The following is a 24884-nucleotide window of genomic DNA, read 5'->3' as shown; positions in this document are numbered from 1 at the left end:
GAGCGGTTACTGAAAGAACACTGCAATCTTGTTAAACATGGTCGGGTCAGACTGATTACGCTGCACTTTGACCACATCTTCCAGTTTGTCGATTTGGCTTATCATCTGCTCCAGCCGCTGGTCATCATTAACCAGTAGCCAAATATGGCTTTTGTCGCTGTCCTGAATCGGCAGGCAGAGAATACCCTCGACGTTAAAGGCGCGGCGGGCAAAAAGCCCACAAACGTGGGTCATTACGCCCGGATGGTTGCGAACGGTGAGTTCCAGAATCACGTTGTCATGAGTTGTGTTTTGCATGGTTTATTCCCCCACCATTTCAGTATTCGCCGCACCTGGCGGCACCATCGGGTAAACTTTTTCTTCGGCATCAATGCGCACGTGGATCAGCGCCGGGCCAGGGCGATTAATAATTTCCTGCAACGCGGCCTGCGGATCGGCTTCGTTATTCAAATCACAGGTTTCGAGGCCGAATCCGGCGGCTATTTGCATAAAGTTGATTTTGCCCGGATAGGTGGCGGCAAAAACGCCCTGCTTGTAGAACAGGCTTTGCTGCTGATGCACCAACCCTAACGCTTCGTTGTTCATCAGAATGATTTTGACATCCAGTTGGTTTTCGCTGGCAGTGGCCATCTCCTGAATATTCATCATCAGACTGCCGTCACCGGAGAAACATAAAACTTTGCGATCCGGGTTTGCCAGCGCCGCGCCAATCGCCGCTGGCAGGCCAAAGCCCATGGTTCCCAGCCCACCGGAGGTCAGCCACTGACGAGGACGATTGAGCGGATACGCTTGTGCGGTCCACATCTGGTGCTGACCAACATCGGTCGTGATAATCGCGTTGTCATCCACACAGGCGGCAACGGCGTTGATCAGGCCGTAATGCGTTAACGGATCGCATGCTTTCGGGATAGGGCACGGGAATTCGCGTTGTAAATCAGCCACCTGTTGGTGCCACTCTGTACGCGGTTGGACTTCCACCAGTGGGATTAATTGCGACAACACATCATCAACATCCGCCTGAATCGCCACGTGCGCTTGCTTAACTTTGCCCAGCTCTGCGCGGTCGATATCAACATGAATGATTTTCGCGTTCGGGCAGAACTCCTCGGTTTTGCCTATCGCCCGATCATCAAAACGTGCACCGAGCACAATCAGCAGATCCGCCTCCTGCAAGATAAAGTTGGTGCTGCGTACACCGTGCATTCCCAGCATACCCAGCGACAGCGGATGCGCTTTTGGCAACATGCCCAGCGCCATTAAGGTCATGGTGGTGGGCAGTTGCGCTTTCTCTGCCAGTTCACGCACCCGCGCAGGCGCGTTGATCACACCGCCTCCCAGATAAAGCACCGGGCGTTTGGCTGCGTTAATCATCGCTGCCGCGTCACGAATGCTCTCTTCACTAAAGGCAGGCGCGGCGGCTTTTTCTACCGGAGCAGGTTGTTCTTCAATCTCAAAAACCGCTGTTTGCACATCCTTAGGAATGTCTATCCACACCGGGCCAGGGCGGCCTGATTGCGCAATGCGAAAGGCATCGCTCATGACCTGAGGAAGTTCTTCGATATGTCTGACCAGATAGTTATGTTTGGTGATGGGGATAGAGATGCCGTAGGTATCGACTTCCTGGAAGGCGTCGGTGCCAATCATTGAGGCCGGAACCTGACCGGTGATGCAAATCAGCGGAATGGAGTCCAGCCTCGCATCGGCAATGGCAGTCACCAGATTAGTCGCTCCCGGCCCACTGCAGGCCATGCAAACCGCTGGTTTTCCGTCGGTGCGCGCCATCCCCTGGGCGATAAATCCCGCTCCTTGTTCGTGACGGGCCAGAATATGGCGGATTTGTGTACTTTGGCTTAAGGCGTCATAGACAGGGAGAATTGAGCCACCAGGGATCCCCGTCACAACCTTAATGCCCTGTTGTTCCAGGAAATAAACGATAAATTCTGCGCCAGTAAAGCGCTTACGTGTCGATGTTGTGCCCGAACTTGCCATGCTCCAGTCCTTTTCTTCTGGGCCGACTTTCCGGGGGTGCTTAAACGAAAAACCCCGCCCGGTTTGCGCCGGCGGGGTTTTGGAATCGTGTGTTGTTCCAGTCCCTACGGCGCATTGCCGACGACCACCACCACACGCACGACGACCACTGCGGCGGATGGCGCAGTTGGTAGTAGTTTTGCGTTGAGCATGGAAGTAGTCATTGGGGACCTTGTTTGTTTTGTGTTTAACAATATTTATACAAGCACAGGTTTACAGGAGAGACAATGGAAAATTTTTCATCAGGGAAAAAATGAGGGACTGATCACGTTTTGTACTGAAGCGTAAGAAGTAAAAGACTACCTCCTGAGGAGGTGATCTTTTACATTCTGCTGGCAGATTCGTGTCGATGCGATGCTGACGCATCGTATCTACAGAATTTATTTAAACTACAATCCATTCCGGAAACATTTATTGCCGCTGTTGTTTATATATTCTGCCGCTTCGTTATTCATCATTCCATATATATATCTGGCTAACATTTATCAATGTGATAGATTCCTCTCCCGCATTTATTGGAATGCGTAGCAACTTATTCTAAATATTCTTATATAAGCATCTGTGATAATGAAAACGCATAGAAACATCAATTTATTATTGATGTTGGTATTACTCGTGGCTGTCGGTCAGATGGCACAAACTATTTATATTCCAGCTATTGCCGATATGGCGCGCGATCTCAACGTCCGTGAAGGGGCGGTGCAGAGCGTAATGGGCGCGTATCTGCTGACCTACGGTGTCTCACAACTGTTTTATGGCCCAATTTCCGACCGTGTGGGTCGCCGCCCGGTGATCCTCGTCGGAATGTCCATTTTTATGTTAGCAACGCTGGTGGCGGTCACCACCTCCAGCCTGACGGTATTAATTACTGCCAGCGCAATGCAGGGAATGGGAACCGGTGTCGGTGGTGTGATGGCGCGTACATTACCGCGTGATCTGTATGAACGGACACAGCTACGTCACGCTAATAGCATGTTAAATATGGGTATTCTCGTCAGCCCTTTGCTTGCGCCATTAATTGGCGGTCTGCTGAATACCATGTGGAACTGGCGGGCCTGTTACCTGTTTTTGCTGGTGCTCTGTGCCGGTGTGACGTTCAGTATGGCGCGCTGGATGCCGGAAACGCGCCCTGTCGATACGCCACGCACGCGCCTACTGACCAGTTATAAAACTCTTTTCGGTAACGGCGGTTTTAACTGCTATTTACTGATGCTTATTGGCGGTCTGGCAGGAATTGCCGCTTTCGAAGCCTGTTCTGGTGTGTTGATGGGCGCAGTATTAGGGCTGAGCAGTATGACGGTCAGTATTTTATTTATTCTGCCAATCCCGGCGGCATTTTTCGGCGCATGGTTTGCCGGACGCCCGAATAAACGGTTCTCTTCGTTAATGTGGCAGTCAGTTATCTGTTGCCTGCTGGCAGGACTGATGATGTGGATCCCTGGCTGGTTTGGCGTGATGAATGTCTGGACACTACTCGTTCCCGCCGCGCTGTTCTTTTTTGGTGCCGGAATGCTATTTCCGCTGGCCACCAGCGGCGCGATGGAGCCGTTTCCATTCCTGGCAGGTACTGCTGGCGCACTGGTTGGCGGCCTGCAAAACATTGGTTCCGGCGTACTGGCGTCGCTCTCTGCGATGCTGCCGCAAACCGGCCAGGGAAGTCTGGGGCTGTTGATGACCTTAATGGGGTTATTGATTGTGCTTTGCTGGCTGCCGCTGGCAACGCGGATATCACACCAGGGGCAGGCCGTTTAAGCTCGCATCACCGCAGCATCGTCATCAACACCATGGGAGAACGATGCTGCTTTATCAAGTCGCGCATCACCCGCATGTACGGTGCCGAGTGGGAATAAAAAGCTTGATAGCCAGCACAAAGCACGTCGTCCGGCTGATCATCCCATGCTTGTGGGCAAAGACGATGCCAGTCACATCCCTGACAGCCTCGCCGGGGTTGCAGTTTTTCGCTCCTGCACCATTTTTGCAGGGTGGCGTCGAAAAGCTCAATTGATATACGACTGATATCTGCCCGCACCCAACACTCGAACAGGGCAATTAAAAATTGCCCCCACAGCTCCTCTGTCATCGAAGCTGCCGTCAGCTCGCCCCGGTCATCAAATTCAATGTGGGGAATAAGTTGCACGGAGCGGATGCCTCGCTGTTTGAAATTTTGATAAAAATCGGCAGGTTGCAGAGCGTCTTTATACTCTATAACCAATTTGTGCCTGTCCTCTTCAGCATTTCTAACCTGACTTCCTGTCATGTGATTCTCTCAATTAATACGATAATTTGATGTATATGCGTTACAGCAAACAGTATTGCAAGAGATAACACCGCGAGGGAGATCATAAATTTGTCACGGATTACGTAAAATTGGGAAAAATCGCTATTAGTGACATCCATTAAATTGCGATTGCGGGTATAGCGCCAGAGGATCAATGCCACAAAGGAAAGGATGCCAATAGAAATCCAGAACAATGTGCCTGACTGATGCCAGTTGTGTTTGATTGCCAACGCCATCAACGCACCGTAACCCAGCATGGTGCGAAACCATGCCAGCGATGTGCGTTCCGGCTGAAGACCCGGGTCGGCAATCCGTCTGGCTTTGCGGCTATCCGGCATACAGTACCAGTCCCATAACGATCACCGCCACAATCATCAATATTAAGCTAATGATTAATAAGCTGTTGGTGTAGGGTAAATCTTCTTTCAGACGCATCGCCTTTTCGTTACGTAGCCAGCGCAGGTAACCATACATCGCTAACCCGCCGGAAAACAGACACAACAACAATGCCAGCAGTTCGCGAATGACCGGCGTGGCGAAATACGGCGCAAGCTGATCCAGCCCAACACCTGCCGCCAGAAAACCCAGCGCAGTTCGGATCCACGCCAGAAAGGTACGCTCATTAGCCAGAGAAAAACGGTAATCGGGCGCTTCTCCGAGTCGGGAAATTTTCACTATGGCTCCTTAGTCGTTTCGCAATAGCGATGTCTTATTCGTCTATTTTTAGGAATGTCGTCCGGCGCTTTCCTGATATGCTTGCCATCCGCTACAAGGAGGTCAGATGGGTATCATAGCGCAAAATAAAATCAGTTCACTGGGTATGCTGTTCGGTGCTATCGCTTTAATAATGGGCATTATCCACTTTTCATTCGGCCCTTTTTCCACGCCGCCGCCAACGCTGGAAAGCGTTATTGCAGAAAAAACGGCGGAAATTAAAAGAGGTCTTCTCGCCGGAATAAAAGGCGAAAAAATCACCACGACGCAGAAAAAAGAGGACGTTGATGTCGATAAAATCCTCGATCACGGCGGTATCGCCCTGGCCATTGCCGCGCTACTCTGCGCGTTTGTTGCCGGTATGCGTAAAGAAAATCGCTGGAGCATTCGCGGTGCACTGTTTTTTGGTAGTGGGACGCTGGCTTTCCATACCTTGCTTTTTGGTATCGGCATCATCTGTGGAATTGTGCTGATATTCCTGATCTTTTCTTTCCTGACCGGTGGTTCACTGGTTTAAGTAACTCAGTAATGTTCAGAAACGCCTGTGAATACCGGGTGGAGTACCATTTACGGCGACTCCACCCGGAAAAGGGTTAACCTATGCCCCAGAAAAGCACCGCAAGTAACTGTGGTGTGATGATGCGCAGAAACATGACTAATGGATACACCGTGGCGTAAGAGAGAGCCGCTGCACCACTGGTTGGATGAAGATTATTGGCAAACGCCAGCGCCGGTGGATCGGTCATTGAACCCGCCAACATCCCACACATAGTGAGATAATTCATTTTGGCTAACATCCGCGCCAGAATGCCGGCTGTGATCAGCGGAATCGCGGTAATCAATGCACCATAGCCTATCCAACTTAGCCCTTCGCCATTAACCAATGTATGGATAAAATCGCCGCCGGATTTCAGACCAACAACTGAAAGGAACAGTACGATACCCAGTTCGCGCAGTGCCAGGTTGGCACTTGGCGGCATAAACCAGTACAGCTTACCGATACTGCCGATACGTCCAAGGATCAGCGCCATAATCAGCGGACCACCCGCCAGCCCCAGCTTCAACGCCGCCGGGAATCCTGGCACGAACACCGGAATGGAGCCTAACAACACGCCAAGACCGATACCAATAAACACGGGTAACATCTGAACCTGTTGCAGTTTTTGCTGCGCATTACCTAATACATTGGCAACGGCATCAATAGCCGACGGGCGTCCAACCAGGTTGAGGATATCGCCAAATTGCAGGCTAATATCGCCACTGGCGACCAGTTCAACCCCGGCACGATTCAGTCGCGAAATGACGACATCATAGCGCTCCTTAAAATGCAGGTCGCGAATACGCTTGCCGAGCACATTTTCATTGGTGACCACCACGCGTTCGACACGCAAATCGGTGCCTTTCGTCGACAGCGAAGTATCCACTTCCTGACCAATCACCAGTTGTGCATTATGTAAATCCGCAGGCTGCCCCACCAGATGCAGTAAATCTCCCAACTGAATAATGGTCTCTGGCGAAGGTACTTTTAGGGTTTCTTCTCGTTTCAATCGCGAGCAGATAACTTTATCGCCATTGAGAATCGGCACATCTTTAATGGCTAAATTATGCAAATTAGGATTCTCAACACGGATATTAATCGTCCTGATTAGCGCACCGCCGTTGGTTCGTGTCGACTCGTGCTGCAGGGCTTCCGCCTCAACATTGACGCGAAAAATAACCCGCAGTATCCACATGGTGAACAAAATCCCGCAAATGCCGAATGGATACGCCATCGCATAGCTCATCCCCATCTGATCAACCATCTCCATCGGTGTGCCGAGGTCGCGTAAGATCTGCTGACCTGCGCCCAGCGCTGGCGTATTGGTGACCGCGCCGGAGAAAATCCCCAGCACCACGGGAAGTGGGATATCGAACAATTTATGCAGGATGGCGGTGACCAGGCCACCGATGATGACAACCAAAACGGCAAACAAATTAAGGCGTAATCCGGAGACACGCAACGAGGCAAAGAATCCCGGCCCCACTTGAATGCCGATAGTGTAAACGAACAGGATCAGACCAAATTCCTGGATAACATGCAGCATGTCGCTACTTAATGTCATCCCAGCCTGTGAAACAAAATGGCCGACGATGATCCCACCGAACAGTACGCCGCCAATGCCCAATCCAACGCCGCGAAACTTGACGTTGCCGATAAACAAACCGACGACCGCCACCAAAGCCAGAATACTGACTGTTAATGCTATATCACTCATCGTCCATTTCTCTTGAGATAACATTTTAATTGCTATGGATTATGGCTGAATCGGTGAAGCAGATTTGCCTTATGGCGCACATTATCACGGGAAAGAGAGTGCAGGAACATCTTAAATTGGCGAAAATTAACACATTGTTGAAGATGGTAAATAAAAAAAGCCCCACCAGGCTGGCGGGGCAAAAAGAATAGCTAATTAGCTATTTAACGCGGGACGTTCGCTGATAGCGATACGCTGCGCTGCGATGGGTTCAGGCTCATTACGAATTAAATCAATATGCAGCAAACCATTTACGAAGGTTGCACCAGAGACTTCCATATTTTCTGCCAGCGTAAAACTCAGGCTAAAAGGCTGATTCATAAGACCTTGATGCAGCCATTTTTTCTCTTCTTTGGGCTGCTCCGGCGTGCCTTTTACGCTCAGGCGAGTACCTTCCAGTTGAATATCTAAATCTTCCTGACGGAAGCCCGCCAGCGCAAGAGTAATGCGGTAGTGGTTATCGTCGCTTTTCTCAATGTTGTACGGCGGGAAGCTCTGGCTTTCACCGGCGTTTTGCAGTGCGTTGGCCAGTTTGTCAAAACCGATCCATTGACGCATCAGTGGGGATAAATCGAAGTTACGCATAGTCATTTCTCCTTCTAAGAAGCGAGTAAGTACCTGCAAATCCGAGGATTCGCATATGCTCCCTGACGGCGAGCATGAAGTTGCCAGGCCGCGCCAGGCGGCCTTAGAGAATTAGTTGATTTCGATACGGCGCGGTTTTTTCGCTTCCGGAATCACGCGTTCGAGATCGATATACAGCAGACCGTTCACCAGGTTAGCGCCACGAACATGAATGTTTTCTGCTAACTGGAATTTGCGTTCGAAGTTGCGTTCAGCGATGCCCTGGTACAGATAGGTGCGCTCTTTTTGTTCGTCGGCGTGAGCACCTTTCACCACCAGCAGATTGTCCTGGGCGGTAATTTCCAGTTCACTCTCAGCAAAACCAGCTACAGCGATAGCAATGCGATAATGGTTTTCGTCTACCAGTTCAACGTTATACGGAGGGTAGCCACCATTACTCTGGCTCTGGTTGTTTTCTAAGTGGTTAAACAAACGGTCAAATCCAATTGCAGAACGATAAAGCGGGGATAAATCAAAGTTACGCATAATCAATAGCTCCTGAAATCAGCGAGAATGTAAGACCTTCCACAATGGACAGGTCGGATAGCCAGAACACCCATCAGGCGCGTTCTCATCGGCTACGGTATAAAAATGGGTCTGGATATGCACTTTTCAAGTCTTTCCAACGGACTTTTTTTTGCAGTTTATGGTCTATTGCATAGACTGAGGGGCAGCACGAAACGTTAAAGTGCGATAGCCGCCACAGTGCGACATGATGATGATGTTATTTTCAGCAAGGGATCGCTATAACACATCATGCCAACACCAACGATCAACTGATGAATTTATTATGATAAGAAATGTGTTGTTAGCACTCTTAATGTGCAGCGGGATGGCGTTAATGACAGGATGTTCCAGCGTGATGTCCCATACAGGGGGCAAAGAGGGAACATACCCTGGCACCCGTGCCAGCGCCACCATGATTGGTGACAATGAAACCAACTGGGGCACTAAGTCACTGGTGATTCTTGATATGCCGTTTACCGCTGTTATGGACACGCTTTTACTGCCGTGGGATGCATTCCGCAAAGACAGTTCAGTGCGCTCACGCGTGGAAAAAAGTGAAGCCGACGCGCAGGCCATCAATGCCGTCATTCCACCAGCCCGAATGCCAACGAACTGAATTAGTGGCCAGTTTCGGTGACCCACAACTGGCCAGCTTCCATCCACGCCAGCCATTGACCATCTGGCGAGAAGACCACGGCGTCTGCCGAAGGTTGGTTGGCGTGATTTTCGGTTAAATACTCAACTTCACCGCTTTGCGCATGTGCACAGGCAATACGATTATCCAGCACAAAACCCAGCCATTCTCCTGACGGATGCCAGTTAAACGCTGACTGAATATCCGTTTTGTTATCGGTTAACTGGCGCGGTTCGCCGCCCTGTGGGGAGATAAGCCACAATTGCACAATACCGTTATCGTCACGCATTAAAAACGCGATTTGCGTCCCCTGTGGGTTACAACGCCCCCAATGGCGTGGAACGTTGACTAACCCTGGGTAAGTACGATGGTGAGTAAAGGTTAAACGTCGCTGCACGACACCACGCGGCGGCGCTGGCAGGGTTGATTCCGTGCCGCTTAACGGCTCCTCACCAGCCGCTTTCCAGCCGTTTTCATTTTGTGGCAGCTCTACAATAAACAGCTCCGGTACTTTCTCGCCGTTCAGCGAAAGTGTGTCGCCAATAAACGCCAGCGCGTGGTTTCCGACCCATCCCTCTTCATAAGCGCGATTGATTTCATCACTGCCCGGCTGCGGCGTGGGCGTGGTTTTACTTACCAGCACGCACCAGTGGCTGCCGCTGTATTCGCGCGGATACTGTTTGTGTACGTTAACCGGGCCAAACGGTGCCGCAACCCCGACGTTTCGCAAATCCAGCGCCGGGTAGCATTCATGTAGTACATGGTCGTTATAGGTAAAACTCACCATTTCACCGTTCGGGCTAAAGACATGTACATGACTGCCGCCACGTAGCGCCCCAGGAGTGTACGGAACGGTAATATCCATGGCATCGAGATTGCTCATCTTTCCGCCTTCAACAATCACGCCGCGGCGGTGATGGAAATCGTAATGCCATGTTTCATCAGGATTTTCTGGGCCGTGGATGAAGACATATTTCTCCAGCTTCGGATGAACGGTCACCACGCCAACGTGTGCACCCTGTGACGCCCGGTAAATAACTTCAACCTCGCCGGTATGGATATTCACACGCTCAATTGTCTCGCCGGTAAACGACGCGCCAGAAGGCCGCACGTCAAATACCAGCCACTGGCTATCGGGTGTCCAGGTGTTGGTATTGGTGAGCAGGTGGTTTCGTGAAGCGTTGGTGAGTTGTTTCATGACGTGATCCTGATACAAAACGGTTTCCGTCATCATACTTCACAAGGACTTCACTTTCAGACAATAGTCTTTTGCCATCGTGATGAATGTGAGTAAAAAGATGGAACATTTTGACGTAGCGATTATCGGCCTCGGCCCGGCGGGTTCCGCACTGGCGCGGCAGTTAGCAGGAAAAATGCAGGTGATTGCACTGGATAAAAAGCACCAGTGCGGTACAGAAGGTTTCAGCAAACCTTGCGGTGGTCTGCTGGCACCGGACGCGCAGCGTTCTTTTATTCGCGACGGGCTAACGCTCCCTGTCGATGTGATCGCCAACCCACAGATTTTCAGCGTCAAAACCGTCGACGTCACAGCATCGCTCACGCGTAACTACCAGCGAAGCTATATCAATATTAATCGTCATGCCTTCGACTTGTGGATGAAATCGCTGATCCCCACCAGCGTTGAGGTTTACCACGACAGCCTGTGCCGGAAAATCTGGCGTGAGGATGATAAATGGCATGTTATTTTTCGCGCCGATGGCTGGGAGCAACACATTACTGCCCGCTATCTGGTCGGTGCTGATGGTGCAAACTCGATGGTGCGGCGACATCTCTACCCGGATCATCAGATTCGTAAATATGTCGCTATCCAGCAGTGGTTCACAGAGAAACATCCGACGCCGTTCTACTCCTGTATCTTTGATAATGCGATAACTGACTGTTACTCATGGAGTATCAGCAAAGACGGTTATTTTATTTTTGGCGGTGCCTATCCGATGAAAGACGGCCAGGCGCGTTTTGCGGCGCTGAAAGAGAAAATGAACGCCTTTCAGTTCCAGTTTGGCAAAGCGGTGAAAAGTGAAAAATGCACCGTGTTGTTTCCCTCACGCTGGCGGGATTTTGTCTGCGGTAAGGACAATGCTTTTCTTATTGGCGAAGCGGCGGGATTTATCAGTGCCAGCTCGCTGGAGGGGATTAGCTATGCGCTGGATAGCGCGGAAATACTGCGTTCGGTGCTACTGAAGCAGCCGGAGAAAATCAATGCCGCTTACTGGCACGCCACCCGCAAACTGCGTTTAAAACTCTACGGCAAGATCCTGAAAAGCCGATGCCTGACCGCACCGGCCTTAAGAAAGTGGATTATGCGCAGTGGCATTGCACATATTCCACAGTTGAGAGATTACCCAACGCGCTTCACATCACCTACCAGCAGGATGTAAGAGAGCGCGCCAATCAACGCGACGGCGGAGATATAAACCAGTGCAGGTGCAAAACCGTAACCCTGCGCCAGGTAACCCACCACCAGCGGGACGGTGATACCCCCCAAACCACCGGCGAAGTTAAACACCCCGCCGGTTAAACCAATCAGGCGCATCGGTGCCAAAGAAGAGACCAGCGACCAGGTAATCGAAGCAAAACCGTTACCGAAGAATGCCAGCGCCATCAGACACATAATCATCATCGGGTCATTGGTATAGTTAGCACCCATAATGCAGGTGGAGATCAACAAGCCGCAGATTATTGGTGTTTTACGCGCAAAGCCCAGCGAAAAGCCCTTCCGCACCAGCAGATCCGCTACCCATCCTGAGAGCAGTACACCGACAAACGCAGCGAGAAATGGCACCGTGGTCATAAAGCCCGCTTTCAACACCGTTATCCCTTTTTCCTGGGTTAAATAGTTCGGGAACCAGGTTAAGAAGAACCACAGCGTAGACGCCACCGCAAATTGCCCGAGATAGACGCCGATCAGTTTACGATGGAACACCAGTTTCCAGTCTTTTGCCGTTAACGGCTGACGCGCCTCTTTTTTCACCGGCGCATCGCCATCCACCAGACCGCCACCATCACGAATGTAATCCAGCTCAGCTTTGCTGATGCCTTTGGTCAGGCGCGGCGGCTGGTAAACTTTAAACCAAATCAGCGACCAGATAATGCCGATACCGCCGGTGACAATGAACACCCAGTGCCAGCTCAACATCTCCTGAATCCAGATCAGCAGCGGAGTCAGAAACGCCAGACCGACAAACTGACCAGAGGTATAAAAACCAACGGCAGAAGCACGTTCATGTTCCGGGAACCAACTGGTCACCATACGGTTATTGGTCGGGAAAGCGGGCGCTTCGAAAATACCGGTTATCGCCCGCAGACCAATTAATGACATTAAGCCCGTGGCAAATCCCTGGAATAATGTCGCCACCGACCAGCCAAATATCGCAATAAAATAAGTCACACATGAACCCACGCGATCTAAAAACCAACCGCCGGGGATCTGACATAAGGTATAAAGCCAGGCGAAGGCCGAAAATACATAGCCCATTTCAGCTTTAGTAATACCGAACTCTTCCTGAATATGAGCGGAAGCCACGGCCAGGTTGGCGCGATCGACATAACAAATCACTACCGTAATAAAAATCATCACCAACGTCAGATAACGCCGACGCCCCGGCTTTGCTGCATTTACGGGAATATCCATAGCGAGCTATCTCCTGATTTTGGGCATAGCGAGGCCGCTCACCATGCCCTGTAAGTTACAGAGGGTTATATTTTTGTATTGCTGTTTTAGTGCCCGATGAGGGGCTTACGTGGCAGGAATTACCACTCTGCTACGCTGTTATCTTCATGACGCCAGAGCGGATTACGCCAGTCCGGGGCATTTTTACTGAACTCAATGACTTTGGCTTCGTCGATTTCCACGCCTAAGCCCGGTTTCGTTAGCGGTTTAAAGAAGCCGCCGACCATGCTGAAGTCCTCTTTGTTTTTCACAAAGTCGAGTAACTCCGCGCCTTTGTTGTAATGAATGCCCATACTTTGTTCCTGAAGTACGGCGTTATAGGAGACAAAGTCGATATGCAGGCAAGCAGCCAGTGCAATGGGGCCGAGCGGACAGTGCGGCGCAAGAGTCACGTCATAGGCTTCCGCCATTCCGGCAATTTTGTAGCATTCGGTAATACCGCCCGCGTGGGAGAGATCCGGTTGCAGGATCGAAATTCCCCCCGCCTCCAGCACGCGTTTAAAATCGAAGCGCGAGAACATGCGCTCCCCCGCTGCCAGCGGAATGTGAGTTTGCGCCGCCAGTTTCGGGTAGTATTCGGCTTGTTCCGCCAGCACCGGCTCTTCAATAAATAGCGGGCGATACGGTTCCAGTTCTTTAATCAGCACTTTCGCCATCGGCGCGCTGACGCGACCGTGAAAATCAAGGCCAAACTCAATCTGATTACCAAAGGCTTCACGAATTTGTGCCACGGTGTTGACCGCCGCATCTACCGCGCGGGAGTTATCAATCAGACTCAGTTCTTCACAACCGTTCAGTTTGAAAGTATCGAAGCCGATTTCACGCAGGGTTTTAATGCCGTCGATAACATCCGCCGGACGATCGCCGCCGACCCAACTGTAGGCTTTGATTTTGTCGCGGACCAGGCCACCCATTAGTTGCCAGACGGGCGCATTCAGCACTTTGCCTTTGATATCCCATAACGCCTGGTCGATCCCGGCGATGGCGCTCATCAGAATGGGGCCGCCACGATAAAAACCGGCGCGATACATCACTTGCCATAAGTCGTTGATGCGCGATGGATCCTGACCAATCAGATAGTCACCCAGCTCGTGAACTGCCGCTTCCACCGTGCGGGCGCGGCCCTCGATCACCGGTTCGCCCCAACCGACCACGCCTTCATCGGTTTCAATTTTCAGGAACATCCAGCGGGGAGGTAAACGATACGTGGTAATTTTGGTAATTTTCATTGCACTGCCTCTCGATACGCCTTAACAAATGCTGCTGCCTGCTGCGCGGTACGTTCCACGGACTGTCCGGCGCGATAGAGATCGCTACCTAAGCCCGCTCCAGCACAACCAGCGTCTATCCACTGCGCCAGGTTTTCTGGCGTCACGCCGCCAACGGCAAAGACCGCGATGTCCTGCGGTAATACCGCTTTTAATGCTTTGATGTATTGCGGGCCAAAAGCCGATGACGGAAATATTTTCAGTGCCTGCGCGCCTGCTTCGAGCGCGCTAAAGGCTTCGGTCGCCGTCGCACAACCGGGGCAAACGGTCATGCCGTAACCCACCGCACGACGAATGACCTCACTATGGATATTGGGCGTAACGATGAGCTGGCAGCCCATCCTGGCGAGCGTATCAACCTGCTCAGGTTTCAGTACCGTACCTGCGCCAATCAACGCTTTGTCGCCGTATGCTTCAACGACTGCGGGAATGCTTTGCTCCCATTGGGGAGAATTCAGCGGGATTTCAACCGCGTCGAACCCGGCGTCAATCACCGCGCCAACATGCGCCAGCGCCTCGTCAGGCGTAATGCCGCGCAAAATGGCGATCAGCGGGAGTTTAGTTTGCCACTGCATGAGCAATGCTCCTTATACCAGCCAGAAATGCCGTGTCGCCCGCCACCGCCGTTACGTCGCAACCCATAGCCTGAAAGGCTTGTTGGTAACGCACGGTCAGCGATGTTCCGGCGACAAGGGTGATAGCCTGTTGATGAGCCACGTCGTCGCGCATACTGCCGACCTCAGCACCAATCAACAAACCAGAGAGAAATTCGCTGACCTGTTCGCGGGGAAGCGTTCCCAGCACATGCGAGGCGCGAACTTCAAAAAGTTGCGGCAATACGGCGGGAGCATTAAGGCCGCGTTCAAGACCGGCCGCGAAGGCATCGGCAGAGTTTTCCTGCGGCGGCAAACCAGCCCCAATCAATGACTGATTTAGCAGTAAATGGTGCAATTCACCGGTCATCACGGTGCGAAAATCGTTGATTTGCTGGCTATCGGCTTGCACCCATTTGCAATGCGTACCGGGCATAACATAAAGAGAGGAAGGAGCAAGAGCACGCGCGCCAAGCAATTGTGTTTCTTCGCCGCGCATCACATTGTGGTTATCATCATGAGAGACGCATAATCCGGGAATAATCCAGATATTGTCGCCAACAGACGTTAACTGTTCACCAATAGATGAGAAACAGGCAGGAACGGATAAATAAGGAGCGACTTTCCAGCCAACATTGCTGCCGACCATTCCTGCCATCACCACTGGCGTATTCTCTTCACGCCAGCCTGCTATCACTTCTGCTAACACCGCAGCCGGAGATTTTCCGTTCAGGCGCGTGACGCCTGCTTCTGATTGCCTGCTGTCCAGGCAGTTGTCGCTCTGATAAAGCCAGGCGCGCAGATTGGTCGATCCCCAGTCAATTGCGATGTAGCGAGCTGTCATGTGATTTCCTTTAATCTTCGTGTCGAGCTGGCGATCATGGTAAGCGCCGCCTGCTCTGCCGCATCGCCGTCCTGATGCCGTATCGCATCGAACAGCGCCTTATGTTCCTGAAGCGTTTGCGGCATGTTGGCCTCATCGCCCATCCAGGTTCGTTCAAAAACTGCCCGCTGCAGCGAACTAATCGCGATGCTAAGTTGCTGTAACACCGGGTTATGTACCGACTGAAGTACCGCCTCGTGGTAGCGAATATCAGCTTCGTTAAACGCCTCGCGATCCTGATTGTTAGCAATCATCTCGTTCAGCGCCGATTCAATCTGCGCCAGATCGCTGGAGGTCGCGCGCTCTGCCGCCCAACGGGCAATCGCCGGTTCCACCAGATTTCGCACTTCGCTCATTGCACTGATAAGCCGTGGGTCGTAGTCGTTTTCCAACACCCATTGCAGTACGTCAGTGTCGAGGTAATTCCACTGATTACGCGGTGCCACAAATGCGCCGCGATAACGCTTCATTTCAATCAGCCGCTTCGCCATCAGCGAGCGGAACACTTCACGAATGATGTTGCGCGAGGTTTCAAACTCCTCACAGAGTTCCGCCTCGGCCGGAAGCGGCGAGCCAGGTACATATTTACCGTGAACGATCTGTTTACCCAGTGTAATGACAATGCGATCGGTTTTATTGAGAGTCATGAAGAGTCCTTGTGCTCTGTATGTTCTGCTCTACTTTACCCCGATCGATGCATAACGCGGCAACTTTGTAGTACCAGCATGATGATATTCGCGTTTACTGTGCGTATAATGTAGTACAAACACGTATTGTTGTACTACAATTTAGATCACAAAAAGAACAACACATAAGAAAATGGCATCCATCAGGCACAAATCTGAAAAGGGTTGTCAGGGAGTAAACAGGCGGGGAAATAAAGGTATGCTTCCAACGGCTTAGCATTCTTGTTTAAAGGATTAATCATGCAATTGAATTTTCAGGGATTTATTAAAGCAGCCTGTTTATGTTCTTTAGCATTCGCGTTGACCGGATGTCTAACCGCTGGACTGGTTTTCAATACCGCAAGCTCTCCACATGCCCAGCAATGGCGCTCAGACACGATTAAGGGTCTATCGCTGGCAGAGGATAGTAACGGTACGAAAGGCTATGTTTTTGTTGGAGAGTCGCTGGACTACCTGTTGACCAACGGCGGCGATGAGGTGGTTAAAATGCTGAACGACCCGGTAATTCATGGCGAAAGAATCACCGTTTCCGATAACGCGAAATTTATTTTAAGCAGCGGTGATACGAATTTTTCTGGTGCCATAACGCTCTATTACGACTGGGATAATGAGGAAGATAAAGCACTGGCGACACAATATGGCTTTGTGTGTGATACCCAGCGTTGTACATGGATGCTGGACGGCCTGAAAGGCTCTATCCACCAGAAAAATAAAAAAGCGGATTACTCAAACGTGATGGTTTTCCATCAACCCTTTACAGTGGGATTTTATAAGTACAAAACAACAGATGGCGTCCCGCGCGGCCTCGCTAACGCGTTGCTGCCAGTCACTCTTACGCTGGATATAGTAACATCACCACTCCAGTTCCTGATTTTATGCACGACCAGAAATTGTTAATCGCTGCGGGCAAACGCGTTTATGCAGTTTGCCCGCCCACTGATTAATTCAGCACATACTTTTCAATAGCAAACGCCACGCCATCTTCAAGGTTGGATTTGGTGACAAAGTTCGCCACTTCTTTCACCGAAGGAATAGCGTTATCCATCGCCACACCGACGCCTGCGAACTCAATCATTGCGATGTCGTTTTCCTGATCGCCAATCGCCATAATTTCTTCCGGTTTAATGCCCAACACGTCGGCCAATGATTTCACACCAGTGCCTTTGTTAACGCGTTTATCGAGGATTTCGAGGAAGTACGGCGCACTTTTCAGCACGGTGTATTTCTCTTTCACTTCCTGTGGAATGCGCGCGATGGCCTGGTCGAGAATAGCAGGTTCATCAATCATCATCACTTTCAGGAGCTGTATATTGGGGTCCATTTTTTCCGCTTCGCAGAATACCAGCGGAATGGTGGCCACAAACGACTCATGTACCGTGTAATAGCTGATGTCACGGTTGGCGGTGTATAGCGTGGTGCGATCCAGTGCATGGAAATGAGAACCGACTTCGCGAGAGAGTTTTTCCAGGAAACGGTAGTCGTCATAACTCAGGGCTGTTTGCGCCACGGTGCTGCCATCAGCGGCCTTCTGCACCAGTGCGCCGTTATAAGTAATACAGTAGTCGCCCGGCTGTTCCATATGTAGCTCTTTCAGGTAGCTGTGAACACCTGCATAAGGACGACCTGTCGTCAGCACGACATTCACCCCGCGAGCGCGAGCTGCGGCAATCGCATTTTTAACGGCGGGTGAAATGGTGTGATCGGGCAGCAGAAGGGTGCCATCCATATCGATAGCAATGAGTTTGATAGCCATGAGTTCCCCAGGTAGATTGATTCCTGACCCATGCTAACGCGATTCCGCTCAAAAATCAGTACAACACCCGAGGGAAAAGGGGGATGCAACGCGCCTTGCGTGCTCTCCTTTTGCTTAGCGGAAGAGTTTCCCTTTCAGCAACTCCATGCCTGCGGAAAGCAGATCGTTATTGGCTTGCGGTGAAACTTCGCCCTGCGGAGATAGCGCATCAATAATCTTCGGCAATTGTTCCGCCAGCATGTTGGAAGCAGCACTGGTATCTACGCCGAGTTTTTGCCCGAGATCGGCTACTGCATTCGTACCCAGTGCCGATTCCAGTTGTTCGCCGCTAACCGGTTGATTGCCCTGTTGATTACTCAACCAGGTTGAGAGAATGGCACCTAAGCCGCCACTTTGCAGTTTCTCCAGCAGCACCTGGATGCCTCCCTGCTCTTCAACCCAGCTCAGAATGGCCTGATATTTCCCCGCATCGCCTTTCAGAAAGGCACCGACAACTTCATCGAAAAGTCCCATGATAATCACCTGTAAAGCGTTACGTGTTGACTCAGAAAGTATAGTTCTGCGGGATGATAGTTGCGGATTACAGGAGTAAAAAGGGCGGAGATCATCTCCGCCCTTTTCTTATAGCTTCTTGCCGGATGCGGCGTAACCGCCTTATCCGGCCTACAAAATCATGAAAATTCAATATATTGCATGAGTATTGTAGGCCTGATAAGCGTAGCGCATCAGGCACGCTCGCATTGCTAATGCCATTAAATATCGATATTCGCCGCTTTCAGAGCGTTCTCTTCGATAAACGCACGACGCGGTTCAACGGCATCACCCATCAGAGTTGTGAACAACTGGTCGGCAGCAATCGCATCTTTAACGGTAACGCGCAGCATACGACGGCTTTCCGGATCCATAGTGGTTTCCCACAACTGCTCCGGGTTCATTTCGCCCAGACCTTTATAACGCTGGATGGAGAGGCCACGACGGGACTCTTTCACCAGCCAGTCCAGCGCCTGCTCGAAGCTGGCTACCGGCTGACGACGCTCACCACGTTCGATAAACGCATCTTCTTCCAGCAGGCCACGCAGTTTCTCGCCCAGCGTGCAGATACGACGATATTCACCACCAGTGATGAACTCGTGATCCAGCGGATAGTCAGTATCCACACCGTGAGTACGCACGCGAACAATCGGCTCGAACAGGTTTTTCTCGGCATTGGTGTGGACATCAAACTTCCACTGGCTGCCATGCTGCTCTTTATCGTTCAGTTCTGTCACCAGCGCATTCACCCAACGGGTAACAACCTGCTCGTCAGAGAGATCCGCTTCCGTCAGCGTCGGCTGATAGATAAGCTCTTTCAGCATCGCCTTCGGATAACGACGTTCCATACGAACGATCATTTTCTGCGCCGCATTGTACTCAGACACCAGCTTTTCTAACGCTTCGCCAGCTAAAGCTGGTGCACTGGCGTTGGTATGCAAAGAAGCACCATCCAGCGCGATGGAGATTTGGTACTGATCCATCGCCTCATCATCTTTAATGTACTGTTCCTGCTTGCCTTTCTTCACTTTGTACAGCGGCGGCTGGGCAATGTAGACGTGACCGCGTTCAATGATTTCCGGCATCTGACGATAGAAGAAGGTCAACAGCAACGTACGAATGTGCGAGCCGTCGACGTCCGCATCGGTCATGATGATAATGCTGTGATAACGCAGTTTGTCCGGGTTGTACTCGTCACGACCGATACCGCAGCCAAGCGCGGTGATGAGCGTTGCCACTTCCTGGGAAGCCAGCATCTTATCGAAACGGGCTTTCTCGACGTTGAGGATTTTACCCTTCAACGGCAGAATCGCCTGGTTTTTGCGGTTACGCCCCTGCTTCGCAGAGCCGCCCGCGGAGTCCCCTTCCACAAGGTACAGTTCAGAAAGCGCCGGATCGCGTTCCTGGCAGTCCGCCAGTTTGCCCGGCAGGCCGGCTAAGTCCAGTGCACCTTTACGACGCGTCATTTCACGCGCACGACGTGCCGCTTCACGGGCGCGGGCAGCATCGATAATTTTACCAACCACGATTTTCGCATCGGTTGGGTTTTCCAGCAGGTATTCTGCCAGCAGTTCGTTCATCTGCTGTTCTACCGCCGATTTCACCTCAGAAGAAACCAGTTTGTCTTTAGTCTGGGAGGAGAATTTCGGATCTGGTACTTTCACGGACACAACCGCAATCAGGCCTTCACGCGCATCGTCGCCGGTGGCGCTGACTTTGGCTTTTTTGCTGTAACCTTCTTTGTCCATGTAGGCGTTCAGAGTACGGGTCATCGCCGCACGGAAGCCCGCCAGGTGAGTACCGCCATCACGCTGCGGAATGTTGTTGGTAAAGCAGTAGATGTTTTCCTGGAAGCCATCGTTCCACTGCAATGCCACTTCAACGCCGATACCGTCTTTTTCGGTGGAGAAGTAGAAGATGTTCGGGTGGATCGGCGTTTTATTCTTGTTCAGATACTCAACGAACGCCTTGATACCGCCTTCATAGTGGAAGTGGTCTTCTTTGCCGTCACGTTTGTCTTTCAGGCGAATGGAAACGCCGGAGTTAAGGAAGGATAACTCTCGCAGGCGTTTCGCCAGAATTTCATATTCAAACTCGGTTACATTGGTGAAGGTTTCGAGGCTCGGCCAGAAACGTACCATAGTGCCGGTTTTATCGGTATCGCCGGTAACCGCCAGCGGTGCCTGCGGTACACCGTGCACGTAGATCTGACGGTGAATTTTACCTTCACGCTGGATAACCAGCTCCAGTTTTTGCGACAGGGCGTTTACTACCGAAACACCAACGCCGTGCAGACCGCCGGACACTTTATAGGAGTTATCGTCAAATTTACCGCCTGCGTGCAGCACGGTCATGATCACTTCTGCCGCCGATACACCCTCTTCCGGGTGAATACCGGTCGGAATGCCACGCCCGTCATCCTGTACAGAGACGGAATTATCAGCATGAATAGTGACGATAATTTCTTTACAGTGACCCGCGAGCGCTTCGTCGATAGCGTTATCTACCACCTCGAATACCATGTGGTGCAGACCGGTGCCGTCATCCGTGTCGCCTATATACATACCAGGGCGCTTACGCACCGCATCCAGCCCTTTCAGGACTTTGATACTGGAGGAGTCATAAGAATTCGACATCAACGTTTCTCGCTCATTTATACTTGGGTTAATCCGTTATTTTACCCTTTTCCACGGTAAACATCTTCGAATTTTCGTCCGACATGTCTATAACGTGTTCAGCACTGATCGCGCTGACAAAGACCTGTGATTGCGTCGCTTTTAAGCGGCTGGCAAGCAGCCCGCGACGCTCATCATCAAGCTCAGAGGCAAAATCATCTATCAGGTAGAGACACCGCCGCCCGCTTTCACGGGTGAGGAACTCTCCTTGCGCCAGACGTAAGGCGCACATCAGCAGCTTAAGCTGCCCACGCGATAAGGTATCTTCCACCGGCGCACCGTCGGCGCGAATGCGTAAGTCCGCTTTATGCGGGCCGTGCGCAGTGTAGGTTAGCTGGCGATCGCGTTCAAAATTACGTTCCAGCACCTCAGCGTACTCTGTCTCTTTCTCCCAGCCGCGCTGGAAAGAGAAAGTCAGAGAAAACTCAGGGAGAAATTGCTTACAGGTATCGGCCATATCGGCGGCGATACCGGCGCTGTACTGGGCGCGCCAGGCGCTGATTTGCTCCGCCAGCGGGATCAGTTCTTTATCCCACGGGCGGAGCTGTTCGTAACGTGACACCTGCCTCAGCGCCGCATTACGCTGCTTGAGCAATCGCTTGAGATTGCTCCAGGCGGTGAAAAATCCGGGTTCGTTGTGAAAGCATCCCCAGTCGAGGAATGCTCTTCTGTATTTGGGGCCACCGTTGAGTAAAGTAAACCCCTCAGGCGTTATCAACTGCATCGGCATCAGGTGCGCCAGTTCCGCAACTTTATGCCCGTCAGTACCGTCAATACGGACTTTACTGTCGCCCTGTTTGTCTTTGGTTAAGCCAATCGCCGTCTCGCGCTCTGCGCCCTGTAAACGCCCGTGAAGAACAAACGCCTCCTGCTCGTGGCGAATGACGCGACCAATCTGCAAACTGCGAAACGCCCGGCCGTGGCCGAGCGTATAGATAGCTTCCAGCACGCTGGTTTTGCCACTGCCGTTGGCACCCACCAGAAAGTTAAAGCCGGGAGATAAAGCGAGATCCGCGGTTTCGATATTGCGGAAATCGCGGATCAACAAGCGGGTGAGGGACATTACAGTCTCATTGGCATGACAACATAAGCCGCACTCTGGCTGGCCGCATCTTCAATCTGCACGCTGGAAACTGAATCGGTCAGCATCATGCGCACGTTTTCACATTTCAGCGCGTTCAGGACATCCAGCACATAGCTGACGTTAAAGCCGATTTCCATCTCCGCGCCGCTGTAGGTGACGTCGAGGATCTCTTCCGCTTCTTCCTGTTCCGGGTTGTTGGCGGTGATCTTCAGTTGATTTTCACTGACATACAGACGCACGCCACGGAATTTCTCGTTAGAGAGAATTGCCGCACGAGCAAACGCCTGCTTGAGCAGATCGCAGCCTGCTTCCAGATGTTTGTCCGGATTCTTCGGCAGAACGCGACGGTAATCCGGGAATCGACCATCCACCAGTTTGGAGGTAAAAATAAAGTCACCTACGTGGGCGCGAATGTTGTTGCTGCCAATCTGCACGCGCAGCGGATTGTCGCCGCCGTCGAGCATACGCATCAGTTCAATCACGCCTTTACGCGGCACGATCACCGAATGGCTCGGCAAAGACTGACCAATTGGCATTGAACAGACCGCCAGGCGGTGGCCGTCAGTCGCCACGGTGCGCAGTTCTTCACCTTCGGTTTCGAACAGCATACCATTTAAGTAATAGCGAACGTCCTGATGCGCCATCGAAAACTGGGTCGCTTCAATCAGACGTTTCATCGTTGCCTGCGGCAGGGTAAATTCAACTTCGCTCTGCCAGTCATCAAGGTTCGGGAAATCCGCCGCTGGCAGAGTAGAAAGCGAAAAACGGCTGCGCCCGGAGCGCACCAGCATCCTCTCACCTTCCAGTTGCACAGCAATTTCCGCGCCTTCAGGCAGACCACGGCAGATATCAAAGAATTTGCGCGCCGGAACGGTCGTCGCCCCTGGTTCGTGCGGCTGAATCAGCGCAACACGAGCCACCATTTCCATCTCGAGATCAGTACCGGTCAGCGACAACGTACCGTCAGCAACCTGTAACAGCAGATTACCGAGAATCGGTAGCGTAGGACGACCACCTAACGGACCGCTCACCTGTTGTAGCGGTTTTAATAAATGCTCACGTTCTACGGTAAATTTCATAGGTTTACGATGACAATGTTCTGATTAAATTTGAAAAATCTTCTTTGATATCATGGCTCTCTTCACGCAACTGCTCGATCTTACGGCAGGCATGAAGCACCGTTGTATGGTCACGACCGCCAAACGCATCACCGATCTCCGGCAGACTGTGGTTAGTCAGCTCTTTCGCCAACGCCATCGCCATCTGGCGCGGACGTGCCACCGAGCGAGATCGACGCTTGGAAAGGAGATCTGCGACTTTGATCTTGTAGTACTCCGCCACCGTCTTCTGAATATTGTCGATGGTGACCAGTTTTTCCTGCAATGCCAGCAAATCGCGCAACGCTTCGCGCACGAAGTCAATGGTGATCGCCCGTCCGGTAAAGTTGGCGTTAGCAATAACACGGTTCAGCGCCCCTTCCAGCTCACGCACATTAGAGCGTAGACGCTTGGCGATAAAGAATGCCACTTCACCCGGCAGACGAATGTCATTTTCGTCTGCCTTTTTCATCAGGATCGCCACACGGGTTTCCAGCTCTGGCGGTTCGATCGCCACAGTCAACCCCCAGCCGAAGCGGGATTTCAAACGATCCTCAACGCCGTTGATCTCTTTCGGATAACGATCCGAAGTAAGAATGATCTGTTGATTACCTTCCAGCAAGGCGTTAAAGGTGTGGAAAAACTCTTCCTGGGATCGTTCTTTATTAGCAAAAAACTGAATATCGTCGATCAGCAGCGCGTCAACAGAACGGTAGTAGCGTTTAAACTCTTCGATCGCGTTGTTTTGCAGGGCTTTTACCATGTCCTGAACAAAGCGTTCGGAGTGCATATAAACCACTTTGGCATTCGGCTTGCGCGCCATAATGCCATTGCCCACCGCATGTAGCAGGTGAGTTTTACCCAGCCCCGTGCCGCCATAAAGGAACAGCGGGTTATAGGCACCGCCAGGGTTGTCTGCCACCTGACGAGCCGCCGCGCGCGCCAGTTGGTTAGATTTACCTTCGACGAAGTTATCAAATGTATGTTTAACGTTAACGTTGGAACGATAGGTCGGTTCTGCCGGAGCCGGAACGTTATCCCAACCTGAGCGCGTAGAAGGCGCAGCACGTTGCGGTTGCACCTGAGCAGCCTGAGCCGGTGCAACTGTATTGCTGGCAGGGACTTTCAGCGTTTGTGTCACGGGCTTTGTGCCCACTTCAAAACGCAACTGTGGGGCATCCGCTCCGCAGAAACTGGTTAGCAGTCCATTGATATTATTGAGGTACTTGTCCCGTACCCAATCGAGGACAAAACGGTTTGGCGCGTACAAGGCCAGCGTGTTATCGCTCAGTTCCGCCTGCAATGGGCGTATCCACATACTGAATTCTGTGGCTGGTAACTCATCCTGCAATCGGGCAAGACATTGCTGCCAAAGCGAAAGTGACACGGCGGACTCCACTCGAACAAAAGTCGATTATGACTAAGGCTGAAACATTCATGATTGTTGACGCACGTCGAAAAGACCCTGCATAAGGGTGACGCACGAACCGCTGTCTGCGGTTATATGCCCGATCAAGATCCTGCAAAACGATCGGGACCGCGGA

General features: G+C 51.7%; 26 protein-coding genes, 1 pseudogene and 1 other annotated feature. Of the genes and pseudogenes, 6 read left to right on the top strand and 21 right to left on the bottom strand.

The annotated features are described in order from the left end of the window. Positions 1-6: 6 nt before the first annotated feature. The 3 genes from ilvN to ivbL all read right to left on the bottom strand — a co-directional run bounded on the left by ilvN (position 7) and on the right by ivbL (position 2192). Positions 7-297: an acetolactate synthase small subunit gene (ilvN, locus tag C1192_RS17145; protein WP_001181706.1), complete on the bottom strand. Its 291-nt coding sequence runs from the start codon at positions 295-297 to the stop codon at positions 7-9. A gap of 3 nt (positions 298-300) precedes the next feature. Next, on the bottom strand, positions 301-1989 hold the full coding sequence (gene ilvB / locus C1192_RS17140) for an acetolactate synthase large subunit (RefSeq protein ID WP_038355398.1): 1689 nt from the start codon (positions 1987-1989) through the stop codon (positions 301-303). Positions 1990-2093: 104 nt separating this feature from the next. After that, complete coding sequence (gene ivbL / locus C1192_RS17135; protein ID WP_001300753.1) at positions 2094-2192, bottom strand: ilvB operon leader peptide IvbL; 99 nt, start codon at positions 2190-2192, stop codon at positions 2094-2096. 403 nt (positions 2193-2595) lie between these two features. Here ivbL and emrD point away from each other — a divergent pair, with 403 nt between their 5' ends. Then, positions 2596-3780 carry a multidrug efflux MFS transporter EmrD gene (gene emrD / locus C1192_RS17130; protein WP_038355399.1) on the top strand — a complete coding sequence of 395 codons (1185 nt, stop codon included), beginning with the start codon at positions 2596-2598 and terminating at the stop codon, positions 3778-3780. A gap of 7 nt (positions 3781-3787) precedes the next feature. On the opposite strand, the gene C1192_RS17125 is transcribed toward emrD, so the two are convergent. From C1192_RS17125 to C1192_RS17115, 3 genes are read right to left on the bottom strand one after another with little or no spacing between them, the layout of a single operon-like run. Beyond that, positions 3788-4285 carry a radical SAM protein gene (locus C1192_RS17125; protein WP_038355400.1) on the bottom strand — a complete coding sequence of 166 codons (498 nt, stop codon included), beginning with the start codon at positions 4283-4285 and terminating at the stop codon, positions 3788-3790. After that, positions 4282-4644 (bottom strand): DUF202 domain-containing protein, encoded by a 363-nt coding sequence (locus C1192_RS17120; protein WP_001113441.1) that lies wholly within the window; start codon positions 4642-4644, stop codon positions 4282-4284. Before C1192_RS17120 ends, C1192_RS17125 begins: the two co-directional genes overlap by 4 nt. After that, positions 4634-4981 (bottom strand): YidH family protein, encoded by a 348-nt coding sequence (locus C1192_RS17115; RefSeq protein ID WP_038355401.1) that lies wholly within the window; start codon positions 4979-4981, stop codon positions 4634-4636. The genes C1192_RS17120 and C1192_RS17115 overlap by 11 nt, the downstream gene beginning before the upstream one ends. 106 nt (positions 4982-5087) lie before the next feature. Here C1192_RS17115 and yidI point away from each other — a divergent pair, with 106 nt between their 5' ends. Both yidI and C1192_RS25345 read left to right on the top strand, forming a co-directional pair. Beyond that, positions 5088-5537, top strand: coding sequence for an inner membrane protein YidI (yidI, locus tag C1192_RS17110; protein ID WP_000511286.1), 450 nt, complete (start codon positions 5088-5090; stop codon positions 5535-5537). Further along, positions 5534-5617: pseudogene (locus C1192_RS25345) on the top strand (GntR family transcriptional regulator); the annotation flags it as partial. The gene yidI and the pseudogene C1192_RS25345, both read left to right, overlap by 4 nt. Here the strand turns inward: C1192_RS25345 and C1192_RS17105 are convergent. From C1192_RS17105 to ibpA, 3 genes are all read right to left on the bottom strand, one after another. Next, positions 5614-7275 (bottom strand): putative transporter, encoded by a 1662-nt coding sequence (locus C1192_RS17105; RefSeq protein ID WP_038355402.1) that lies wholly within the window; start codon positions 7273-7275, stop codon positions 5614-5616. The pseudogene C1192_RS25345 and the gene C1192_RS17105 sit on opposite strands and share 4 nt — an antisense overlap. 195 nt (positions 7276-7470) lie before the next feature. Beyond that, the gene (gene ibpB / locus C1192_RS17100; protein ID WP_001243426.1) at positions 7471-7899 is read right to left on the bottom strand and encodes a small heat shock chaperone IbpB; all 429 of its coding nucleotides are present in this window, start codon (positions 7897-7899) and stop codon (positions 7471-7473) included. Positions 7900-8010: 111 nt separating this feature from the next. Next, the gene (gene ibpA / locus C1192_RS17095) at positions 8011-8424 is read right to left on the bottom strand and encodes a small heat shock chaperone IbpA (RefSeq protein WP_001243437.1); all 414 of its coding nucleotides are present in this window, start codon (positions 8422-8424) and stop codon (positions 8011-8013) included. Further along, positions 8418-8490, bottom strand: a sequence feature (ROSE (Repression Of Heat Shock gene Expression) occurs in the 5'-region of heat shock genes and acts as an RNA thermometer to modulate expression.). Its footprint overlaps the gene before it by 7 nt. 238 nt (positions 8491-8728) lie before the next feature. On the opposite strand from ibpA, the gene C1192_RS17090 reads away from it, so the two are divergent. Next, positions 8729-9061, top strand: a complete 333-nt coding sequence (locus C1192_RS17090) for a YceK/YidQ family lipoprotein (RefSeq protein WP_010377863.1) — start codon at positions 8729-8731, stop codon at positions 9059-9061. A gap of 1 nt (position 9062) precedes the next feature. Here C1192_RS17090 and C1192_RS17085 read toward each other — a convergent pair whose 3' ends face one another. Continuing rightward, a complete protein-coding gene (locus C1192_RS17085) occupies positions 9063-10277 on the bottom strand; it encodes a YidR family protein (protein ID WP_038355403.1) in 1215 nt (404 codons plus the stop codon). Between the two features lie 100 nt (positions 10278-10377). Between C1192_RS17085 and cbrA the strand changes: the two genes are divergently transcribed. Then, a complete protein-coding gene (cbrA, locus tag C1192_RS17080) occupies positions 10378-11478 on the top strand; it encodes a colicin M resistance lipid reductase CbrA (RefSeq protein WP_038355422.1) in 1101 nt (366 codons plus the stop codon). On the opposite strand, the gene C1192_RS17075 is transcribed toward cbrA, so the two are convergent. The 5 genes from C1192_RS17075 to dgoR form a co-directional block, all read right to left on the bottom strand. Then, the gene (locus tag C1192_RS17075) at positions 11439-12731 is read right to left on the bottom strand and encodes an MFS transporter (protein WP_038355404.1); all 1293 of its coding nucleotides are present in this window, start codon (positions 12729-12731) and stop codon (positions 11439-11441) included. The two genes, cbrA and C1192_RS17075, sit on opposite strands and share 40 nt — an antisense overlap. A gap of 119 nt (positions 12732-12850) precedes the next feature. Then, positions 12851-13999 carry a galactonate dehydratase gene (gene dgoD, locus C1192_RS17070; RefSeq protein WP_038355405.1) on the bottom strand — a complete coding sequence of 383 codons (1149 nt, stop codon included), beginning with the start codon at positions 13997-13999 and terminating at the stop codon, positions 12851-12853. Further along, a complete protein-coding gene (gene dgoA, locus C1192_RS17065) occupies positions 13996-14613 on the bottom strand; it encodes a 2-dehydro-3-deoxy-6-phosphogalactonate aldolase (protein ID WP_001198729.1) in 618 nt (205 codons plus the stop codon). Before dgoA ends, dgoD begins: the two co-directional genes overlap by 4 nt. Beyond that, positions 14597-15475, bottom strand: a complete 879-nt coding sequence (dgoK, locus tag C1192_RS17060; protein WP_016249429.1) for a 2-dehydro-3-deoxygalactonokinase — start codon at positions 15473-15475, stop codon at positions 14597-14599. The genes dgoA and dgoK overlap by 17 nt, the downstream gene beginning before the upstream one ends. Then, positions 15472-16161, bottom strand: coding sequence for a D-galactonate utilization transcriptional regulator DgoR (dgoR, locus tag C1192_RS17055; protein WP_001517430.1), 690 nt, complete (start codon positions 16159-16161; stop codon positions 15472-15474). Before dgoR ends, dgoK begins: the two co-directional genes overlap by 4 nt. Positions 16162-16440: 279 nt before the next feature. On the opposite strand from dgoR, the gene C1192_RS17050 reads away from it, so the two are divergent. Next, positions 16441-17097: a YidX family protein gene (locus C1192_RS17050; protein ID WP_016249431.1), complete on the top strand. Its 657-nt coding sequence runs from the start codon at positions 16441-16443 to the stop codon at positions 17095-17097. A 43-nt stretch (positions 17098-17140) separates the two neighbouring features. Here C1192_RS17050 and yidA read toward each other — a convergent pair whose 3' ends face one another. The 6 genes from yidA to dnaA all read right to left on the bottom strand — a co-directional run bounded on the left by yidA (position 17141) and on the right by dnaA (position 24727). Further along, positions 17141-17953: a sugar-phosphatase gene (gene yidA, locus C1192_RS17045; RefSeq protein ID WP_038355406.1), complete on the bottom strand. Its 813-nt coding sequence runs from the start codon at positions 17951-17953 to the stop codon at positions 17141-17143. A gap of 114 nt (positions 17954-18067) precedes the next feature. Continuing rightward, positions 18068-18466: a YidB family protein gene (locus C1192_RS17040; RefSeq protein WP_000522197.1), complete on the bottom strand. Its 399-nt coding sequence runs from the start codon at positions 18464-18466 to the stop codon at positions 18068-18070. 239 nt (positions 18467-18705) lie between these two features. Next, entirely contained in the window at positions 18706-21120 is a 2415-nt protein-coding gene (gene gyrB / locus C1192_RS17035) for a DNA topoisomerase (ATP-hydrolyzing) subunit B (RefSeq protein WP_000072079.1), read from the bottom strand. A gap of 28 nt (positions 21121-21148) precedes the next feature. Then, positions 21149-22222 carry a DNA replication/repair protein RecF gene (gene recF / locus C1192_RS17030; protein WP_000060099.1) on the bottom strand — a complete coding sequence of 358 codons (1074 nt, stop codon included), beginning with the start codon at positions 22220-22222 and terminating at the stop codon, positions 21149-21151. Then, positions 22222-23322 carry a DNA polymerase III subunit beta gene (gene dnaN / locus C1192_RS17025; RefSeq protein WP_000673456.1) on the bottom strand — a complete coding sequence of 367 codons (1101 nt, stop codon included), beginning with the start codon at positions 23320-23322 and terminating at the stop codon, positions 22222-22224. Before dnaN ends, recF begins: the two co-directional genes overlap by 1 nt. 4 nt (positions 23323-23326) lie before the next feature. Continuing rightward, complete coding sequence (gene dnaA / locus C1192_RS17020) at positions 23327-24727, bottom strand: chromosomal replication initiator protein DnaA (RefSeq protein WP_000059100.1); 1401 nt, start codon at positions 24725-24727, stop codon at positions 23327-23329. Between the last annotated feature and the right edge of the window lie 157 nt (positions 24728-24884).

It is taken from the genome of Escherichia marmotae, from assembly GCF_002900365.1.
Taxonomy (GTDB): domain Bacteria; phylum Pseudomonadota; class Gammaproteobacteria; order Enterobacterales; family Enterobacteriaceae; genus Escherichia; species Escherichia marmotae.
This window is presented reverse-complemented; position numbering and strand designations above follow the sequence as displayed.

Bases quoted from the DNA above. Each gene is read 5' to 3' on its own strand.
- ilvN (WP_001181706.1), bottom strand. From the start codon at position 297: ATGCAAAACACAACTCATGACAACGTGATTCTGGAACTCACCGTTCGC.
- ilvB (WP_038355398.1), bottom strand. From the start codon at position 1,989: ATGGCAAGTTCGGGCACAACATCGACACGTAAGCGCTTTACTGGCGCA.
- ivbL (WP_001300753.1), bottom strand. From the start codon at position 2,192: ATGACTACTTCCATGCTCAACGCAAAACTACTACCAACTGCGCCATCC.
- emrD (WP_038355399.1), top strand. From the start codon at position 2,596: ATGAAAACGCATAGAAACATCAATTTATTATTGATGTTGGTATTACTC.
- C1192_RS17125 (WP_038355400.1), bottom strand. From the start codon at position 4,285: ATGACAGGAAGTCAGGTTAGAAATGCTGAAGAGGACAGGCACAAATTG.
- C1192_RS17120 (WP_001113441.1), bottom strand. From the start codon at position 4,644: ATGCCGGATAGCCGCAAAGCCAGACGGATTGCCGACCCGGGTCTTCAG.
- yidI (WP_000511286.1), top strand. From the start codon at position 5,088: ATGGGTATCATAGCGCAAAATAAAATCAGTTCACTGGGTATGCTGTTC.
- C1192_RS17105 (WP_038355402.1), bottom strand. From the start codon at position 7,275: ATGAGTGATATAGCATTAACAGTCAGTATTCTGGCTTTGGTGGCGGTC.
- ibpB (WP_001243426.1), bottom strand. From the start codon at position 7,899: ATGCGTAACTTCGATTTATCCCCACTGATGCGTCAATGGATCGGTTTT.
- ibpA (WP_001243437.1), bottom strand. From the start codon at position 8,424: ATGCGTAACTTTGATTTATCCCCGCTTTATCGTTCTGCAATTGGATTT.
- C1192_RS17090 (WP_010377863.1), top strand. From the start codon at position 8,729: ATGATAAGAAATGTGTTGTTAGCACTCTTAATGTGCAGCGGGATGGCG.
- C1192_RS17085 (WP_038355403.1), bottom strand. From the start codon at position 10,277: ATGAAACAACTCACCAACGCTTCACGAAACCACCTGCTCACCAATACC.
- cbrA (WP_038355422.1), top strand. From the start codon at position 10,378: ATGGAACATTTTGACGTAGCGATTATCGGCCTCGGCCCGGCGGGTTCC.
- C1192_RS17075 (WP_038355404.1), bottom strand. From the start codon at position 12,731: ATGGATATTCCCGTAAATGCAGCAAAGCCGGGGCGTCGGCGTTATCTG.
- dgoD (WP_038355405.1), bottom strand. From the start codon at position 13,999: ATGAAAATTACCAAAATTACCACGTATCGTTTACCTCCCCGCTGGATG.
- dgoA (WP_001198729.1), bottom strand. From the start codon at position 14,613: ATGCAGTGGCAAACTAAACTCCCGCTGATCGCCATTTTGCGCGGCATT.
- dgoK (WP_016249429.1), bottom strand. From the start codon at position 15,475: ATGACAGCTCGCTACATCGCAATTGACTGGGGATCGACCAATCTGCGC.
- dgoR (WP_001517430.1), bottom strand. From the start codon at position 16,161: ATGACTCTCAATAAAACCGATCGCATTGTCATTACACTGGGTAAACAG.
- C1192_RS17050 (WP_016249431.1), top strand. From the start codon at position 16,441: ATGCAATTGAATTTTCAGGGATTTATTAAAGCAGCCTGTTTATGTTCT.
- yidA (WP_038355406.1), bottom strand. From the start codon at position 17,953: ATGGCTATCAAACTCATTGCTATCGATATGGATGGCACCCTTCTGCTG.
- C1192_RS17040 (WP_000522197.1), bottom strand. From the start codon at position 18,466: ATGGGACTTTTCGATGAAGTTGTCGGTGCCTTTCTGAAAGGCGATGCG.
- gyrB (WP_000072079.1), bottom strand. From the start codon at position 21,120: ATGTCGAATTCTTATGACTCCTCCAGTATCAAAGTCCTGAAAGGGCTG.
- recF (WP_000060099.1), bottom strand. From the start codon at position 22,222: ATGTCCCTCACCCGCTTGTTGATCCGCGATTTCCGCAATATCGAAACC.
- dnaN (WP_000673456.1), bottom strand. From the start codon at position 23,322: ATGAAATTTACCGTAGAACGTGAGCATTTATTAAAACCGCTACAACAG.